Here is a 16,526-nt window from a genome sequence, read left to right as displayed (position 1 = left end):
CTCTCAGTCAAATCACGCCAGCAATACGAAGACGTAGACCGCATATAACAGAGTCAACACAATGCCCCAGGCACGTGTAATATCCTGTTTGAAAAACACGAATGGGATCAACAGCAGTGACGCGCCCAGCATGACCCACAAGTCGAACCGCAGGAATTCCGGGTCAACGGGAATAGGGCCAACCAATGTGGCTATGCCCACGATGGCCAACAGGTTAAATATGTTCGACCCGATCACATTACCCAGCGCCACGTCAGCCTGCCGCCGCATTGCGGCCATCACCGTAGTCGCCAACTCCGGCAGAGAGGTTCCGACTGCCACCAAAGTCAGACCGATCACCGTTTCGCTGACGCCGTAGGTGAGGGCTATGACCGTGGCGTATTCCACCAGCAAGTGCGCCCCCATCGGCAGGCCGATCAGGCCCAGCACCAGATAGATCGAAATCTTCCAGTAGGGCATGTTGGGATCGGCCTCTTCCAGACCGTCCAGTTCTTCGTCGTCGGCGCAGGCCTGACCACAGGCTTTGCGATGCGCATGTGCTTCGCGGAAGGCATTCCAGAGGACCAAGCCCAAGGCTGCCAGCAGGATCGCCCCGCTGAACACAGTAAACACGCCGCAGAAGGCCAAACCAATGAACAGCACCGATGCCAGCAGCATAAAGACATAGTTCCTGCGGCTGTTGCATTCGCTGGTGTGCAGCGTCGACAGCAGGGCCGGAACGCCCAGAACCAGCAGGATATTTGCTGTATTCGACCCGACCACGTTACCCAGCGCAATGCCCGGTGCGTTTTCCTTGATCGCGCTGATGGCAATCAGAAGCTCGGGCGCCGAGGTGCCAAAGGCCACAATGGTCAGGCTGACGATCAGCGCAGGTACGCCCATGCGCAGGCTCAGGTTCACCGCACCGCGCACCAGTGCGTCACCCGCCAGCAGCAGGATCAGCAGCCCAAGGCCGGATAACAGCCATGCCGTCATGAACGGCCTCCTTTTTCGCAGGCGCAGGGGCCTTTACCGATCCTGAACCGACCGCAGCGCGGACATCTTGAAGATTGCAGCCGTTTCTGCCCCGGAAAGCGCAGCTTACCGAACATCGCCAGCACGCCCATGGCGATCAGAAACAGGGTGACAATCTTGATAATCACGTCACAAACCGAAACGCGCGTAGGCGGCGCGCTCCTCAAGCCCGGCGATGGCATCCTGCGCCAGAGACGCACCAAAACGCGACCAGATCGGCTTGCGCAGCCCGTAGCGGCGGAATTTGACCTTGTCGCCAAAACGTTCCTGCATCTTCGGTTTCAAATGCGCGATGCCGTCGATCAGACCCAGTTCCTGCGCGCGCCGCGCCAGCCAGATTTCCCCGGTGAACAGGTCCTGACCTTCGTCCAGCTTTCCGCCGCGCCGGGTTTTGACATGGGTGATGAAATTTTCGTGGATATCAGCCAGCAGGGTTTCCAGCCGCGCGACATCCTCTTTCTTTTCGGGTGCAAACGGGTCGAGCATGGATTTCGACTGACCCGCCGTGTGAACCCGCCGCTCGATCCCCTGCCGTTTCAACAGGACATGGGCACCAAAGCCGGACGAGATCACCCCGATCGACCCCAAAACCGAACTGTCATCGGCGTAGATTTCATCCGCCGCAGCCGCCAGCCAATAGCCTCCCGAGGCCGCCACGTCTTCGACGAAGGCGATGACCGGCACTTTCAGTTCCTCGGACAACCGCCGGATACGTGCGCCGATCATCGAGCTTTGAACGGGTGAGCCACCGGGCGAGTTGACCTCAAGCGCGACGGCAGCGGGTTTGCCCTTGCGAAAGGCTTTCTCAAGCACAGGGGCCAGTGCAGTGTCGGACATCGACCCACGACCGGCCATTCCGATGGTACCGGACAGGCGCACAACGGCCACGCAGGGTTGCTTTTTAAGAAACGGCAGGCTGAGTTTCATGGATGCCGATGTAGAGTGCACCCAACCGGTAAACAAGGGACCGTTTGGCCGATAGTTGTGACGTGAACACATTTCCCAAGGTCAGTGGGCAAAAATGCAACGCCTGATACAACCTAGCTGCGAATGCGCCAGCCGGTTTTGAATATCCACCAGATAATGCCCAGACACAGGCCGGTAAACGCCACAATGGCCAACAAGCTGAAACCGATCGGCACATCCGCCAATCCGTAGAACGACCACCGAAACCCCGAAATCAGATAGACCACCGGGTTGAACAGGGTGATGGTCTGCCACACCGGCGGCAGCATCGAGATCGAGTAGAACGTCCCGCCCAGAAAGATCAACGGCGTCACTACAAGTTGCGGCACCAGCGACATTTGCTCAAAGTTGCTGGCCCAGATGCCGATGATGAACCCCAACAGCGAAAAGCTGAGGCAGGACAGGATCAGAAATGCTGCCATCGCAAGCGGGTGTTGAATGCGTATGTCTACAAAAAACGTAGCCGTAATAAGAATCACAAGCCCGACAAACAGCGATTTCGTGGCAGCCGCCCCGACATAGCCGATCACGATCTCGATAAAGTTCACCGGGGCCGAAAGCAGTTCGTAAATCGTGCCCAGAAACTTGGGGAAATAGATGCCGAAGGACGCATTGGAAATCGCCAGCATCACCACCGACAACATGATCAGCCCCGGCACGATGAAAGCGCCATAGGACACGCCCTCAACCTCTTGGATACGGCTGCCGATGGCAGTGCCGAACACCACGAAATACAACGATGTCGACAGGACCGGAGACAGAAAGCTCTGCGCCAATGTCCGAAAGAACCGGGCCATTTCGAAGCGGTAGATGGCGGCAATGGCGGACCAGTTCATGCGGGCTCTCCGGACACCAGATTGACGAATATCTCTTCCAGGCTCGACTGGCGGGTTTGCACGTCGCGCAACACCAGCCCAGCCTGAGCCACGTCATTCAGCAACGTGGTGATGCCGGTGCGGTCGGCATGGGTGTCATAGGTATAGACCAGCGCATCCCCATTGCCGTTCAGCGCCAGATTATGCGCTGCCAGACTGTCAGGGATGGCTTGGATCGGCTCGGTCAGCATCACCTCGAGTTGCTTTTTACCCATCTGCGCCATCAGCGTGTGTTTGTCCTGAACCAGAAGCAGCTCACCCTTATCGATGACACCGACACGGTCGGCGATGGCCTCGGCCTCTTCGATGTAATGCGTGGTCAGGATGATGGTGACGCCGGCCCGCTTCAGTTCGGCCACGATCTCCCACATGTCCTTGCGCAACTCGACATCAACACCGGCGGTAGGTTCATCCAGAAACAGAACACGCGGTTCGTGTGCCAGCGCCTTGGCGATCAGCACCCGGCGCTTCATACCGCCCGACAGTTCCTTGATGGCGTTCTTGCGTTTGTCCCACAGAGACAGCTTGCGCAGAACATCCTCAATCATAGCATTGTCACGGCCCAGCCCGAACAACCCGCGCGACAGGCGCACCGTGTTCCAGACCTTTTCGAAAGGCTCCAGCGCGATTTCCTGCGGAACCAAACCAATCATCCGACGCGCGGCGCGGAAGTCTGTCTGGATGTCATGGCCACCCACCGTCACCGAGCCCGAGGTCGGCGTGGTGATCCCGCAGATGGTCGAAATCAGCGTCGTCTTGCCCGCCCCGTTCGGCCCCAACAGCGCCAGAATCTCCCCCTGCTCAATGTCCAGAGACACGCCTTTCAGCGCCTCAAACCCGTCAGCATAGGATTTGCGCAGATCCTTGATCGAAAGAATGGTCGTCATGCAAGTTCCCTGTTCTGGCGGCGACCCTACCCCGGCCCATCGGCGCAGAACAGGCCAATTTCGCATAAGGCCCTGCGCTTTTTTGCGGGTTTAACCTCTGGCCTTGCAATTTACCGGCGATCCCGGGACCCTGCGGTTAATCGAAGGGGGGACCATGCTGAAAGGTATTCGGATCATTGAGGTTGAGGGGCTGGGCCCTGCCCCCTTTGCCGCCATGCTGCTGGCGGATATGGGCGCCGATGTGATCACCATCCACCGCAAAGGTCAGGCCGCAACACCGGGGATGCCGGAACGCTCGGTTTTGGATCGCGGCAAGAGGTCGATTGATCTGGACCTGAAGGACGCAAGTGATCTGGAAATCGCCAAACGCCTGATCGCCTCGGCCGATGCGCTGATCGAAGGGTTCCGCCCCGGTGTGATGGAGAAACTTGGCCTCGGCCCGGAACCCTGCCATGAGATGAACCCCGGGCTGGTCTATGGACGGATGACGGGTTGGGGTCAGGACAGTCCCTTGTCTGACACAGCCGGGCATGACCTGAATTATATCTCCCTGTCCGGCGCGCTCTGGTACGCTTCTCCGCCCGGCCAAGCACCGCAAACGCCTGCAACGCTGGTCGGTGACATTGGCGGCGGCGCCCTGTATCTGGTCGCAGGCATTTTGGCCGGGCTGCTGAACGCGCAGAGAACAGGCCAGGGCACGGTGGTCGATGCCGCGATCTACGATGGCTCGGCGCATATGATGAACCTTCTCATGAGCCTGAACCAATCCGGCAACCTGTCGGACAAGCGCGGCCAAAGCCTGCTGGACGGCCCCCATTGGAGTCGCACCTACATTTGTTCCGATGGCGGTTTCGTAACGGTTCAATGCCTAGAACCCAAATTCTATGCGCTGTTTTTGCAAAAGATGGGGTTGTCGGACGACCTTGACTTCCAATCGCAATTTGATCGCGCGACCTGGACTGCCCTCACTCAACGCCTGTCTGACATCTTCGCCGGCAACACCCGGGATCACTGGGCGGATCTTTTCCAAGGCACCGATGCCTGCGTCGCGCCGGTCCTCAGCCCGACCGAAGCAAAAACCCACCCGATGAATGCCGCCCGCCAGACGTGGCGCAAAACAGAGGACACCCTGCAAGCCGCCGCTGCACCGAGATTCTCAACCTCCGAATGGCACCCCAAATCCAGCCCAACCCGCGGAGAGCATCGCCAGGACATCCTGAACGAACTCAAGGCGCAGCAAAAATCCGCGTCTTCATCTGGCCAAAAATATCCCGGGGGATGAATTGGCCGTAGGTCAAGAAGGGGGCTGGCCCCCTTCCCTTGCTTACCGCCCGCGCACCGTGTCGATCATCAACTGTACGTTTTCCGGATCCGCATCCGGTGTGATCCCGTGACCGAGGTTGAAGATATGCGGCCCCTTCGAGAACGCCTCGACAATCCGCCGCGTCTCATCGACCAAAACCTGCCCGCCGGTCACCATATGGGACGAGGCCAGGTTGCCCTGAACGCAGCCATCCGCCTGCACATGCTCGGCAGCCCATTCCGGCGACACCGAGTTGTCCAGCGCCACACAATCCACACCGGTTGCCTTGGCGAACCCGATATACCCATCGCCCGCCTCACGCGGGAAGCCGATCACCGGGATGCCGGGATGGCGTTCCTTGATGGCCTGCGTAATCACGCGGCAGGGCTCGACCGCATATTTCTGAAAGGCGTCGCCTTTCAGCGACCCGGCCCAGCTGTCAAAAATCTTGACCACTTCAGCCCCGGCCTCAATCTGCGCCGACAGGTATTCGATCGTCGCCAGCGTGATCCGCTCCAACAGCGCCTCGAACAGGGCGGTGTTTTCTTCGCGCAGCGCATGGGCCGGTCCTTGGTCTGGCGTGCCGCGCCCGGCGATCATGTAAGTCGCAACCGTCCACGGCGCACCCGCAAACCCGATCAGAGTCGTCTCGGACGGCAATTCCCGTGACAGAATGCGCACCGTCTCATAGACCGGCGACAGGGTCTCGTGAATGGCATCAACCGGTTTCAGCGCATCGAATTCGGATTGCTGTGTGATCGTCGACAGGCGCGGGCCTTCGCCGGTGACAAACCACAGGTCTGCGCCCAGCGCCTGTGGCACCAGCAGGATATCAGCAAACAGAATCGCCGCGTCGAAGCCATAGCGGCGGATCGGCTGCAGGGTCACCTCGGCGGCCAGTTCCGGATTGTAGCACAGCGACAGGAAATCTCCGGCCTGCGCCCGAGTCGCCCGATATTCCGGCAGATACCGCCCGGCCTGACGCATCATCCAGATCGGCGGCACGTCCTGTACCTCGCCCGCCAGCGCTCGCAGCAGTTTCTTTGTCTCGGCCATCTTTGCCCCCAATCATCCGGTTTGCCGCAACGGGTCATCCTTCGGCGGCAATTTGTCAAGCCATGCCCCCATTGTCAGGGCAATGTGACGCGACTAAAGCTGTGCGCATGACACTGAACCTGCCCACACCCGCCTCACCGCTCAAGATCGGCACCCGTGGCTCGCCCCTGGCGCTGGCGCAAGCCTATGAAACCCGGCAACGGCTGGGTACGGCCTTCGACCTGCCCGAAGAGGCGTTCGAGATCGTGGTGATCAAAACCACCGGCGACAACCGCGCCATGATCGACGCAGACCGCCCGCTGAAAGAGATCGGCAACAAGGGCCTGTTCACCAAGGAGATCGAAGAGGCGATGCTGCGCGGCGATATCGACATCGCGGTGCATTCCACCAAGGACATGCCGGTGGAACAGCCCGAGGGGCTGGTGCTGGACACCTTCCTGCCGCGTGAGGATGTGCGCGACGCGTTCATTTCACCCAGCCTGAGCTCGATCCACGACCTGCCACAGGGCGCGGTGGTCGGCACCTCATCTCTGCGCCGCCGGGCGCAACTGCTGAACCGGCGGCCCGATCTGAATGTGGTCGAGTTCCGCGGCAACGTTCAGACCCGGCTGAAGAAACTGGCCGATGGCGTGGCGGACTGCACGTTTCTGGCCATGGCTGGCATCCGCCGTCTGAACATGGACGACGTCCCCGCCACCGCCATCGCGCCCGAGGACATGCTGCCCGCCATTGCTCAGGGCACAATCGGCATCGAGAGGCGCAGTGTCGATTCCCGCGCTGCGGGTATGCTTGAGGCGATCCACCACACTGAAACCGGCCAGCGCCTTACCGCCGAACGCGCCCTGCTGGCCGCGCTGGATGGCTCGTGCGAAACACCTATCGCCGGGCTGGCTGAAGTGCAGGGTGATCAGCTGCGCCTGCGCGGCGAAGTGCTGCGCCCCGATGGTTCTGAGGCGATTTCCGAAGATCTCACCAGCGCAATTACTGACGGTGCCGAAATGGGCCGTGCAATGGCGCATTCGCTGTTGCAAAAGGCTGGTCCAGGCTTCTTCGAATGGAGAAATTAAAGAAAATTCGCGTAATGTGAATTACTTCACTGTAGGTTGCATCCCGGTCTGGCATTAAGGTGACATACCGATGAGATGAAGGAACAGTCTCGATAAAGTCGAAAGTTTTTTCAGTATATTCGCTTAAGTGGTATTCGAGGGGGCGAGACTGAACCAAATCACTGATCGGTTAGGGCCGCTGTCATATTTCGACAGCGGCCCACTTCTTTTCAGATCAGGGTATCAGACAGCGCAGAGCGCCTGCACGGCCTTTTCAACAGCCGTCCGAGTTTGTTCCAGATCGGCGTCGGTCACAGCCAACGACGGATATAGCTTGCCGGGGGATTTGAAAATCCCATGGGCACGCAACGTATCGTTGTAGAGCGTGTTGCGGGCAGTGTCGTCATGTCTGGCGCTGCGATAGTCGCGGCAAACGCCATCGGTAAAATAGATGTCGAACAGCGTTTCATCTCCGACGATCTGGTGCGGAACACCTGCTTTGGTCAGCGCGTCCACCTGCATATGCTGCAGTGTCGCCCCGGTCGCACGGAGCTGATCATAGACGCCGTCCCGCCTCAGAACCTCCATGGTTTTCAGACCCGCGACCGAGGCCACGGGGTTGCCCGACAGGGTGCCCAGCTGCATCAGCCAGCCCTCCTCGCCCACTTGCGCCTTGTCGAAATGCTTCATGATCTCGGCGCTGGCGCCCAGCGCGGCCAGAGGGAAGCCACCACCGATGATCTTGCCCAACGTGCAGATATCGGGCGTTACCCCGTATCTTTCCTGCGCGCCGCCATAGGCCAGACGGAATCCTGTGACGATCTCATCAAAAATCAGCAGAACGCTGTGCTTGTCACACAGATCACGCAGACCCTGCAGGTATCCGGGCAGTGGCGGAATGATCCGCTGCAGCGGTTCGACCATGATCGCGGCGATGTCGTCATGTTCATCCAACAGCGCCGCGACGGCCTCAAGGTCATTGTAGGGCGCAATCAGCATCTGTTCGGCCACGCTGTCGGGAATACCGGCGCTGTCCGGCACCGCCTGCGGGAAATTGACCCGACGGCTGGGGGCGAGGCTCATCTGCGCCTCGGCGCTCATCCCGTGATAGCCGCCTTCGAATTTCAGGATCTTGTTGCGCCCGGTATAGGCGCGGGCCAGACGGATCGCATACATGTCCGCCTCACCGCCCGAGGCGACAAAGCGCACCTGTTCGCAGCAAGGCACGGCCTCGACGATGGCCTCGGCCAGTTCGATGCCCTTGGAGTTGTTGGCAAAGAAAGTCATGCCCTTGGGCAGTTGTTCCAGCACGGCCTCCATCACCTCAGGGTGGCCATGGCCCAGCAGCATCGGACCGGAACCTATCAGATAATCGACGTATTCATTCCCATCCTCATCCCAGACGCGACTGCCGTCACCGCGAGCGATGATGATGCCGGGGTCGAAATTGCCAAATCCCCCGGCGGGTAGAACCTTACTCGCGCGGGTGATCCATTCGGATTGAGTGTTGATCTTCAGCATCTCACACGATCTCCAATATCGGGGAACCAAGGATTTCAGGGGCCGGGGTCACACCTAGCCCCTGACCTTCGGGTGGGGCAATCCGGCCATCTTCACGGTTTGGTGCGTCCGGGCAAATGCGCGGGGCCACATACGAGGACAAATCACAGGTGTTCAGCAGCGATCCATGCGGAGTCGAAGCAGCAAAATGCAGTGATGCGGCGGTTACAATATCCGAGCCCCACGTGCATTCGGCGCAAATCTCAGCCCCCAGATGCACGGTCAGGTCCCGCGCCCGACGCATGGCCGACAGCCCGCCGAATTTCGACAGTTTCAGCGCGACGGCATCCATGCTGCCCAGCTCATGCGCGCGCAGCAGCGAGGCCAGATCGTGGGCGTTTTCATCAATCTTCATCGGCAGACCGGTGGCCTGCCTTACGGCGGCGCAATCTTCCAGCGTTTTGCAGGGCTGTTCCAGCATCACGTCCAGATGCGCCACAGCACGCCCTGTTCGAGTTGCCTGCAAGCGCGACGCGCCGCAGTTCCAGTCTCCATAGACCAGCGGCCCCGGCCCCACGGCCTCACGCACCTTGATCAGACGTTCAGCATCGGCCTGCCAATCGCCTTCCACGCCCAGCTTGACCTGAAACTGGCGGATTCCGGTCTGATAGGCGGTCTGGGCGATGCGGGCCATCTCGTCCGGGGCGATGCAGGTGATCGAATGGTAGAGCGGCATGTCCTTGCGCGTCCGACCGCCAAGCAAGGCATAAACCGGTTGGCCGGTGGCCTGCCCGAACAGATCCCACAGGGCGATATCGACCATGGATTTGGCGTAAGCGTGACCCTGCAGGAAGCCGTCAAGCTTGCGCATCGGTGCGTCGGCCCCGAACGGGGAGATGCCCAGAATTTCCGGCCCCATTTCCGTGATAGACGCCGGTACACCGCCCGCATAGGCGGGCAGGTAATGCGGAATCGGGCAGACCTCGCCCCAGCCTTTCAGACCGCTATCCGTTTCAAGACACAGGATATGCGAGGTCACGGTCGCGCAGGTTTTGCCCTCGGCCATATGATAGGTTTCATGGCTGGTCAGGTCGACGGACCAGAGGGTTATCTTGTTGATTTTCATTCAACCCATCCTTTGCGTTTGGGCGCGATTTTGTCAGAGCGGCCAGCCCCTCTCTTGGCCTGCGGCCAATTCACGCCCCGGGGCATTTTTGGCCAGATGAAGAGGCGGATCATCACGGGGCCTCGTAGGTTGCGACTGGGTTGCCCAAGGTGTCTTCGTCGGGGTGTACGCCGAGGCCGGGCTTTTCCGGCAGGCGCAGGTGGCCGTCGATGTTTCGCGGCCCGCGACCGCCGGCGATATCGACGGTGATCATGTCCTGACAGGCCCAAACTGCATGGCAATTGTCATCCGGGATGGTGGCGGCCAAATGCAGCGCTTCGGTATCGGCCAGAACTGTGCCACCGGTCGCCATCACGAACATGTCGATCCCATGCGCCAGCGCGATATCCCGCATCCGTGCGGCTTTGGTCAGGCCGCCGACTCGGTTCAACTTGATCCCGAATATCTCGGCCAGACCGTCGCGGGCAATGCGGGCAGCATCCTGCAGTGTGACAAGACTTTCATCCACCGACACGGGTGAGGCATGACGGCCTGCGATAGCGGCGATATCATCCAGCGTCTCGCCGGGTTGTTCGAACATAACGTTCAGGTCCTCGCAGGCGCTCATCACCCGCAGGGCCTGTTGCCGGGTCCAGCCGCGATTGACGTCGTAGAGGATGATCTCACCCGGACGCCGGATGCTTTCCACGTCGCGGACGCGGGCGATGTCACGTTCCACATCGCCGCCGATCTTCACCGAATGGGCGATGTAGCCGCGGCTGCGATAACGCTCCATCACCTCACGGGTTTCTTCGATGGTCTTGGCTCCGACCGAAGAAGCAATTGGGCGCGGCGAGCGTGACCCGCCCCCCATCAAATCAGCGATTGGCAGGCCCGCCGCCTGACCGGCGATATCCCAGCAGGCCATGTCGATCGGGCCTTTGGCATAGAGGTGCCCGGGCAGTGCTAAATCCATGGTCCGCTCCACCTCGAGCACTTTGCGCGGATCAAGGCCGAGGATGAACGGAGCCATCGTTTCAATCCCGGAGCGGATGCCCGGTCCGTGCGCGGGCACGTAAGTGTGACCCCAAGGGGTGCCCTCACCCCATCCCACCAGTCCTGCATCAGTTTCGATTTTCACCAGCGTCGCGTCGAGCGTTTCGAACTTCAGTCGCCCGCCGGACAGCCAATAGGGATGCTCCAGCGGCAAGTCGATTTGGAAAACCGATATCCGGGTGATCTTCATTTCAGCTCCACTTCGACAAAGGACATTGGGGTGTCCGCCGCGTTGATCACGTTGTGTTCGACCCCTTCATCGCGTCGATACGTTGTTCCAGCGGGAACCGTTACGTCACTGACCGATCCATCGGGCAATTCCAGACGCATTTGGCAGTCGGTGATGGCCGTGATGACGTAATCCATCGTATGGCGGTGCCATCCCGTTTCTGCACCGGGCACGAAGTCGAACCGCGTTACGCGTACCCGGTCATCGTCAATCATCTGAGTGGCAACGGCTTGTTGTCTCATAAGCTGAACTCCTCAATCGGCCGGCCAAGGCTTTCGAAATCCGGGGACACACCCAGTCCGGGTGTATCAGTGGAGTAAAGATTGCCATCTCGGGACACTGGCCCACCGATCCCGGTGGACCGGGTGTTATAGTTCATCAGGTCGGTGGTGTTCTGCAGAAATTCCTCGGGGGTCGAGGCTGCGAAATGCGCCACGACCGAGGTGGCGATCTCTCCGCCCCAGGTGTCCTCGCTGACAACGGGAATGCGGTTTTCCACCAGATAATCCCGCACCCGCCTCGCCTTGCTGAGGCCACCGAGGTTCGAGATTTTCAGGCAACAGATCTCGGCCCCGCGATCCGCAACGATGCGCTGCGCCATGTGGATGCCGGTGACACATTCATCCAGCTTCATTGGCTGTTCGGCGACGCGGCGCACCTGCTGGCATTCCTCATAGGTGCGGCAGGGCTGTTCCAGAATGAAATCCAGATCGCGCGTTGCCCGCGCCACCCGGATCGCATTGTCCACACGCCAGCCCTGATTGGCGTCGGCCATCGCTTTTTCACCCGGTTGCAGCAAAGGCACTGTGGTTCGGATGCGGTCAATGTCAGTGACCCAGTCGCCGCCGACCTTGATCTGAAACTGGCGATAACCCTGATCCCGACAGGCATTCATCTCAGCCACGGTCTCATCCACGGCCTTTTGCGGCGCCACCCGGTACATTGGGGCACCATCGGTCAGCTTGCCCCCCAGCAGCATCCAGACCGGCTGATCACAGGCCTGCCCCAGAATATCCCAGCACGCCGCGTCGAACGGAGCCTTGGCGTAGCCGTGCCCCTGAACCAGATGATCCATCAATTGTTCGATGCGCGCCACCTGGCGGGGATCTTCCCCTAACAGCTTTGGCGCTACCAAACGCGCCAGTGCCACCACGCCTTCGGAATGGGCAATCATGTAGTTCTCGCCACAGGGCGTGAACTCTCCACAGCCCTGCAAACCAGCATCGGTATCGATGACAACGACCGAAGCGATGGCCGTTTCAATCGCATTGCCCGCACCCCAGACGTAAGCCCCGCCCACATAGGGCAGACCGGTCTGGTAGATGCGGATGCGGGTGATCTTCATGCGGCGTCCATCCGTGGCAGATCGCCCATGCCTTCGCCGCGCCAGAGGACAAATGTCAGGATCGGTTGGTCGGTTGTGGTCATCGCGTGGCTTTGCCAGCTGTCATGGTGACGCGTCTGGTTCGGCCCGACAAAGCTGTCATCGCCCGCAACCCGGAACACGGCCCCTCCGGCCAGCGTCAGATACAGTTCTTCGGCCTGATGGCTGTGCCAGTCATAGTGTAGGCCCGCCCCCCAATAGGCCACGTAGCCCCGCAACTGGGTCGAGTGGAAATGACCGGTCGGGCCGAACAACTCGTAATAACCATAGCGATTGAGGAAATCGGCGCCGACTTCATCCTCGGTATAGGTCACCTTCCAATGGGCCAGATGCGCGGTGGCCTTGATCGCGTCGGACAAGGCTTTGGTCGTTTCGCTGCCGGCTGCATCGAAATTGCGCACTAGATCAGCGGCAGGAATAGGGCTTGGCTGTAGTTGAGTTGCGGTCAGGTCCGTAGGCCACGCGCCGAAATCCGACAGATCAGGGTGCGCCTGATGCAATTGCCGAGCAGCCTCTAATACGTCGTCCAGGGTCATGGGATCACCACAATATTCCCGGTGTGCTGTTTGGTGATAAAGGCGGCTTGCGCCTCGCGCAGCTCCTCCAGTGGGTAGGTTGCGGCGAGAGCGGGTTTGATTTCCCCGGCCTCGATATATTTTACGAGATTGCGCATCACCTGAGGGTCGATCACGGTCGAACCTGTGAAGGTCAGATCGCGCAGGTAGAAGGTTCGCAGGTCGAATTCGACCATCGGCCCAGCAATGGCGCCAGAACAGGTATATCGCCCGCCGCGTTCCAGAATGTCGATCAGGTTCGGCCAATAGGGGCCTCCGACCACATCCGCGACAACGGTGATCTTTTCCTCGCCCAATGCCGCGCGCAGGTTTTCAGGCGCACGCGGCAGGATCATGTCCGGGCCCAGCTCCGCCACATCGGCGTGCTTCGCCTCGGAGGCCATCGCAATCACGCGGGCACCACGACGCTTTGCCAGTTGCACCAAAGCGCCGCCGACGCCGCCGGAGGCTCCGGGCACAAGAACGGTGTCTCTGTCGGTCACGTTGGCACGAGTCAGCATCCCTTCGGCGGTGGAGTAGGAACAGGAAAAGGTCGCCAGTTCCGCATCCGACAGGTCAGACGAGATCGGCACCGCGTTTACGGCCAGCGTTGTGGCATATTCCGCGAAACCGCCATCCCGTTCCGAGCCATAATACCCGGTCTTGTCCATGTTTTCGGGATCGTCTGGGTCACGCAACCAACCGTCTGTAATTACACGCTCGCCGATGCGGGCGCTGTCTACGCCTTCACCCACGGCCACGATTTCACCGCAGATATCGGCGCCCTGAATGCGCGGGAAGGTGATCGGGTTGCCGCCCCATGTGGGATCGTCTTCACCCACCTCTTCGAACGCGCCTCCGGTGGTCGCGTCCGAGACGGTCTTTGAATACCAACCCGAGCGTGTGTTGACATCGGTGTTGTTCAGGCCGCAGGCGGCAACCTTGATCAGAACCTCTCCGACCGCAGGTTCCGGGCGCGGCCAGTCTTCGTGCAGCACCATCTGTTCCAGACCGCCATGGCCCATAGTGACCATGGCTTTCATTTTGTCAGGCAGGGTCATCACGCGGTCTCCAATGCGGCGTCTGTGCGGGGTAATAGACTTTGCGGGTCGTAAGCTGGTTCACCCAAGACGCGCGCGGCCCGAGGTTTGCCGTGGACTACGACTTGCAGAGCGGTTCCGGGCGCTGCGGCCTCGGGCTTGATATAGGCAAAGGCAAGGATTTTGCCGACAGTGTGTCCGTAGGCCACCGAGGCGGTGGATCCCACGACGCGACCGTCCAGCATGACCGCTTCGCCACCGTGGCCGTCAATCTCACCGTCCGGCTCAATCTCCAGATAGGCGCAGACCCATGGCAGATCGGTGTTCAGGGTCTTGTCCTTGCCCAGGTAGTCCTTGTCAGTGCGGGCAAATCGCAGAACGTCGGCCTCGGCCAGAGTGACCTCGTTTGTCAACTCGCCTGCGCCTTTGAAGCCCTTTTCCATCCGCATCACGTTCATGGCAAAGCTGCCGTAGTCGGTGATGCCGTGCGGCTCACCCGCTGCCCAAAGCGCATTGTAGACGTCGAGGCAGGCGGCGTTGCGCATATGCAGCTCCCACCCAAGTTCGCCGGCATAGGACATGCGGAAAGCCCAGACCTTATGGCCTGCGATGGTGATTTCCTGCGCTGACAGCCAGCGGAACCCGGCATTTGTCAGATCAGCATCGGTGCAGCGCGCCAGTACGTCCCTCGACCTGGGGCCGTTCAGCGACAGGGCAGACCAGTCAGAGGATAGAGCGGTGATCTGCACATCCTCATCAGCGCGCTGTTGCGTCAGATGATCCAGCAGGCGCTGTTCGAAGAAGGCCGCACAGACCAGATAGAAGCGGTCTTCAGCCATACGCACGATCGTCGTCTCCAACTCGATCCGACCGCGGCGGTTCAGCATATGGGTCAGCGTGATCGAGCCGACCTTTTGCGGCATCCGGTTGGCGGTCAACCTGTCCAGCAGAGCATAGGCGTCCGGTCCCGAGACCTCGACCTTGGTAAAGGCGGTGACATCCATAATTCCGACGCGTTCGCGCACCGCTTTGACCTCAGCCGCGACCATGTCGTCGGCAGGGGTGCGACGGAAGGAGTAGTGATCGCGCTGCTCGACACCGTCCCGCGCGAACCAGCGGGGGCGTTCAAAGCCATACACCTCTTCATGCACCGCGCCTTTGGATTTCAGCAATTCATACAGAGGCGACGGTTTGATTGGACGCCCTTCCAGACGGTTGAAATGCGGGAACGGAATCTCGTGGCGCAGGCAGTAGTCTTCCTCGGCCTTGATCACCTGCCAGTCCTTGGTGGCATAGCTGCCGAACCGGCGCGGATCGAATTCGCGCATCGAGATATCGGCGGCGCCGTGCACCATCCAGCGCGCCAGTTCGCGGGTCAGACCCGGCCCCCAGCCAATACCGATCTGGGTTCCACAGCAGCACCAATAGTTCCGCACACCCGGTGCAGGCCCGATCAGCGGGTTGCCATCCGGCGGATGCGAGATCGCCCCATGCACGTCACGCTGAATGCCCAGCTCGGCAAAGATCGGCATACGGTGCAGGCTTTCCTCAAGCCACGGCATCACCCGGTCGTAATCCGCATCGAACAGCCAATTCTCGTATTCCCAAGGGCAGTGATCATGCCAAACCGAGTTCGGGTTTTCCTTCTCATAGATCCCGATCAACCCCCGCTGCTGCTCCATCCGGATATAGCCCGAGACTTTGCGGTCATCGCGGATCACAGGCAGTTCTTTGTCCAGGTTCTGGAACTCGGGCACCGGCTCGGTCACGAAATAATGATGCGTCATCGAGGTCATTGGCAGTTGCAGCCCCGACCACTCTCCCATCTGACGGGCATAGGTGCCGCCTGCGTTCACCACATGCTCGCAAGTGATGGTGCCCATCTCGGTCTCGACCACCCACTCGCCATTGTCGGCCTGCGTGATGTTGGTGGCGCGGCAGTTGCGGAAGATTTGCACGCCCTTCTGGCGCGCGCCCGTCGCCATCGCCATGGTGACGTTGGTCGGGTCCACATGCCCGTCATCCGGCGTATGCAGCGCACCCAGAACGCCTTCGAGGTTATAGAACGGATGCAGTTCGGCCACCTTCTCGGGTCCAACCAGTTCGATGTTGAAGCCCAGCGACCGACCCACCGACAGTGTGTGGCGCAGCCAGTCCATCTCATCCTCGGTATAGGCCAGGCGGAACGAGCCACAGCCATGCCAAGTGACGGGCTGGCCGGTCTCGGCCTCCAACTGACCGGAATACAGACCGATATTGTAATCCACGCATTTGCCCAGCCCAAAGCTTGAGGTCGAATGCGTGATCTGGCCCGCCGCGTGCCAGGTGCTGCCGCTGGTCAGCTCCGCCTTTTCCAGCAGGACGGTATCATCGCCCCAGCCTTCATGCGCCAGATGATAGGCCAGACCGACCCCCATGACGCCGCCTCCGACAATGACCACGCGGGCGTGGGTGGGCAAATTCTTCTCGGACATGACAATTCCTCTTCCCGAGTCGCTTTTCTGCTCGACA

15 protein-coding genes are annotated in these 16,526 nt (G+C 60.3%); 2 read left to right on the top strand and 13 right to left on the bottom strand.

Annotated features, from left to right (window positions below; translation table 11 throughout):
- Positions 1–12: 12 nt before the first annotated feature.
- The 4 genes from ACR0ER_RS20385 to ACR0ER_RS20370 all read right to left on the bottom strand — a co-directional run bounded on the left by ACR0ER_RS20385 (position 13) and on the right by ACR0ER_RS20370 (position 3,742).
- Positions 13–975 (bottom strand): calcium/sodium antiporter, encoded by a 963-nt coding sequence (locus ACR0ER_RS20385; RefSeq protein ID WP_480770509.1) that lies wholly within the window; start codon positions 973–975, stop codon positions 13–15.
- A 168-nt stretch (positions 976–1,143) separates the two neighbouring features.
- Positions 1,144–1,941: a S49 family peptidase gene (locus ACR0ER_RS20380; protein ID WP_480770508.1), complete on the bottom strand. Its 798-nt coding sequence runs from the start codon at positions 1,939–1,941 to the stop codon at positions 1,144–1,146.
- A gap of 113 nt (positions 1,942–2,054) precedes the next feature.
- A complete protein-coding gene (locus ACR0ER_RS20375; protein ID WP_480770507.1) occupies positions 2,055–2,816 on the bottom strand; it encodes an ABC transporter permease in 762 nt (253 codons plus the stop codon).
- Positions 2,813–3,742: an ABC transporter ATP-binding protein gene (locus tag ACR0ER_RS20370; protein WP_480770506.1), complete on the bottom strand. Its 930-nt coding sequence runs from the start codon at positions 3,740–3,742 to the stop codon at positions 2,813–2,815. Before ACR0ER_RS20370 ends, ACR0ER_RS20375 begins: the two co-directional genes overlap by 4 nt.
- A 154-nt stretch (positions 3,743–3,896) precedes the next feature.
- Here ACR0ER_RS20370 and ACR0ER_RS20365 point away from each other — a divergent pair, with 154 nt between their 5' ends.
- Complete coding sequence (locus tag ACR0ER_RS20365; protein WP_480770505.1) at positions 3,897–5,024, top strand: CaiB/BaiF CoA transferase family protein; 1,128 nt, start codon at positions 3,897–3,899, stop codon at positions 5,022–5,024.
- Positions 5,025–5,066: 42 nt separating this feature from the next.
- Here the strand turns inward: ACR0ER_RS20365 and hemE are convergent, their stop codons facing one another.
- Entirely contained in the window at positions 5,067–6,101 is a 1,035-nt protein-coding gene (hemE, locus tag ACR0ER_RS20360; protein ID WP_480770504.1) for a uroporphyrinogen decarboxylase, read from the bottom strand.
- Positions 6,102–6,208: 107 nt separating this feature from the next.
- On the opposite strand from hemE, the gene hemC reads away from it, so the two are divergent.
- A complete protein-coding gene (gene hemC / locus ACR0ER_RS20355) occupies positions 6,209–7,168 on the top strand; it encodes a hydroxymethylbilane synthase (RefSeq protein WP_480770503.1) in 960 nt (319 codons plus the stop codon).
- A gap of 222 nt (positions 7,169–7,390) precedes the next feature.
- On the opposite strand, the gene ACR0ER_RS20350 is transcribed toward hemC, so the two are convergent.
- The 8 genes from ACR0ER_RS20350 to ACR0ER_RS20315 form a co-directional block, all read right to left on the bottom strand.
- On the bottom strand, positions 7,391–8,668 hold the full coding sequence (locus ACR0ER_RS20350) for an aspartate aminotransferase family protein (protein WP_480770502.1): 1,278 nt from the start codon (positions 8,666–8,668) through the stop codon (positions 7,391–7,393).
- A gap of 1 nt (position 8,669) precedes the next feature.
- Positions 8,670–9,773, bottom strand: coding sequence for a mandelate racemase/muconate lactonizing enzyme family protein (locus tag ACR0ER_RS20345; protein ID WP_480770501.1), 1,104 nt, complete (start codon positions 9,771–9,773; stop codon positions 8,670–8,672).
- Positions 9,774–9,885: 112 nt separating this feature from the next.
- Entirely contained in the window at positions 9,886–10,998 is a 1,113-nt protein-coding gene (locus tag ACR0ER_RS20340) for a mandelate racemase/muconate lactonizing enzyme family protein (RefSeq protein ID WP_480770500.1), read from the bottom strand.
- Positions 10,995–11,279, bottom strand: coding sequence for a cupin domain-containing protein (locus ACR0ER_RS20335; RefSeq protein WP_480770499.1), 285 nt, complete (start codon positions 11,277–11,279; stop codon positions 10,995–10,997). Before ACR0ER_RS20335 ends, ACR0ER_RS20340 begins: the two co-directional genes overlap by 4 nt.
- A complete protein-coding gene (locus ACR0ER_RS20330; protein WP_480770498.1) occupies positions 11,276–12,382 on the bottom strand; it encodes a mandelate racemase/muconate lactonizing enzyme family protein in 1,107 nt (368 codons plus the stop codon). The genes ACR0ER_RS20335 and ACR0ER_RS20330 overlap by 4 nt, the downstream gene beginning before the upstream one ends.
- Positions 12,379–12,957: a dimethylsulfonioproprionate lyase family protein gene (locus ACR0ER_RS20325; RefSeq protein ID WP_480770497.1), complete on the bottom strand. Its 579-nt coding sequence runs from the start codon at positions 12,955–12,957 to the stop codon at positions 12,379–12,381. Before ACR0ER_RS20325 ends, ACR0ER_RS20330 begins: the two co-directional genes overlap by 4 nt.
- Positions 12,954–14,036, bottom strand: a complete 1,083-nt coding sequence (locus ACR0ER_RS20320) for an alcohol dehydrogenase family protein (RefSeq protein WP_480770496.1) — start codon at positions 14,034–14,036, stop codon at positions 12,954–12,956. The genes ACR0ER_RS20325 and ACR0ER_RS20320 overlap by 4 nt, the downstream gene beginning before the upstream one ends.
- Entirely contained in the window at positions 14,036–16,489 is a 2,454-nt protein-coding gene (locus ACR0ER_RS20315) for an FAD-dependent oxidoreductase (protein ID WP_480770495.1), read from the bottom strand. Before ACR0ER_RS20315 ends, ACR0ER_RS20320 begins: the two co-directional genes overlap by 1 nt.
- Positions 16,490–16,526 lie beyond the last annotated feature (37 nt).

The sequence above is a fragment of the Ruegeria sp. CH8 genome, assembly GCF_056536985.1.
The sequence above is the reverse complement of the archived record's forward strand: the minus strand, read 5'-3'. Positions and strand labels throughout refer to the sequence as shown.

Excerpts from the sequence above, each read along its gene's own strand:
- ACR0ER_RS20385 (WP_480770509.1), bottom strand. The coding sequence starts at position 975 with ATGACGGCATGGCTGTTATCCGGCCTTGGGCTGCTGATCCTGCTGCTG.
- ACR0ER_RS20380 (WP_480770508.1), bottom strand. The coding sequence starts at position 1,941 with ATGAAACTCAGCCTGCCGTTTCTTAAAAAGCAACCCTGCGTGGCCGTT.
- ACR0ER_RS20375 (WP_480770507.1), bottom strand. The coding sequence starts at position 2,816 with ATGAACTGGTCCGCCATTGCCGCCATCTACCGCTTCGAAATGGCCCGG.
- ACR0ER_RS20370 (WP_480770506.1), bottom strand. The coding sequence starts at position 3,742 with ATGACGACCATTCTTTCGATCAAGGATCTGCGCAAATCCTATGCTGAC.
- ACR0ER_RS20365 (WP_480770505.1), top strand. The coding sequence starts at position 3,897 with ATGCTGAAAGGTATTCGGATCATTGAGGTTGAGGGGCTGGGCCCTGCC.
- hemE (WP_480770504.1), bottom strand. The coding sequence starts at position 6,101 with ATGGCCGAGACAAAGAAACTGCTGCGAGCGCTGGCGGGCGAGGTACAG.
- hemC (WP_480770503.1), top strand. The coding sequence starts at position 6,209 with ATGACACTGAACCTGCCCACACCCGCCTCACCGCTCAAGATCGGCACC.
- ACR0ER_RS20350 (WP_480770502.1), bottom strand. The coding sequence starts at position 8,668 with ATGCTGAAGATCAACACTCAATCCGAATGGATCACCCGCGCGAGTAAG.
- ACR0ER_RS20345 (WP_480770501.1), bottom strand. The coding sequence starts at position 9,773 with ATGAAAATCAACAAGATAACCCTCTGGTCCGTCGACCTGACCAGCCAT.
- ACR0ER_RS20340 (WP_480770500.1), bottom strand. The coding sequence starts at position 10,998 with ATGAAGATCACCCGGATATCGGTTTTCCAAATCGACTTGCCGCTGGAG.
- ACR0ER_RS20335 (WP_480770499.1), bottom strand. The coding sequence starts at position 11,279 with ATGAGACAACAAGCCGTTGCCACTCAGATGATTGACGATGACCGGGTA.
- ACR0ER_RS20330 (WP_480770498.1), bottom strand. The coding sequence starts at position 12,382 with ATGAAGATCACCCGCATCCGCATCTACCAGACCGGTCTGCCCTATGTG.
- ACR0ER_RS20325 (WP_480770497.1), bottom strand. The coding sequence starts at position 12,957 with ATGACCCTGGACGACGTATTAGAGGCTGCTCGGCAATTGCATCAGGCG.
- ACR0ER_RS20320 (WP_480770496.1), bottom strand. The coding sequence starts at position 14,036 with ATGACCCTGCCTGACAAAATGAAAGCCATGGTCACTATGGGCCATGGC.
- ACR0ER_RS20315 (WP_480770495.1), bottom strand. The coding sequence starts at position 16,489 with ATGTCCGAGAAGAATTTGCCCACCCACGCCCGCGTGGTCATTGTCGGA.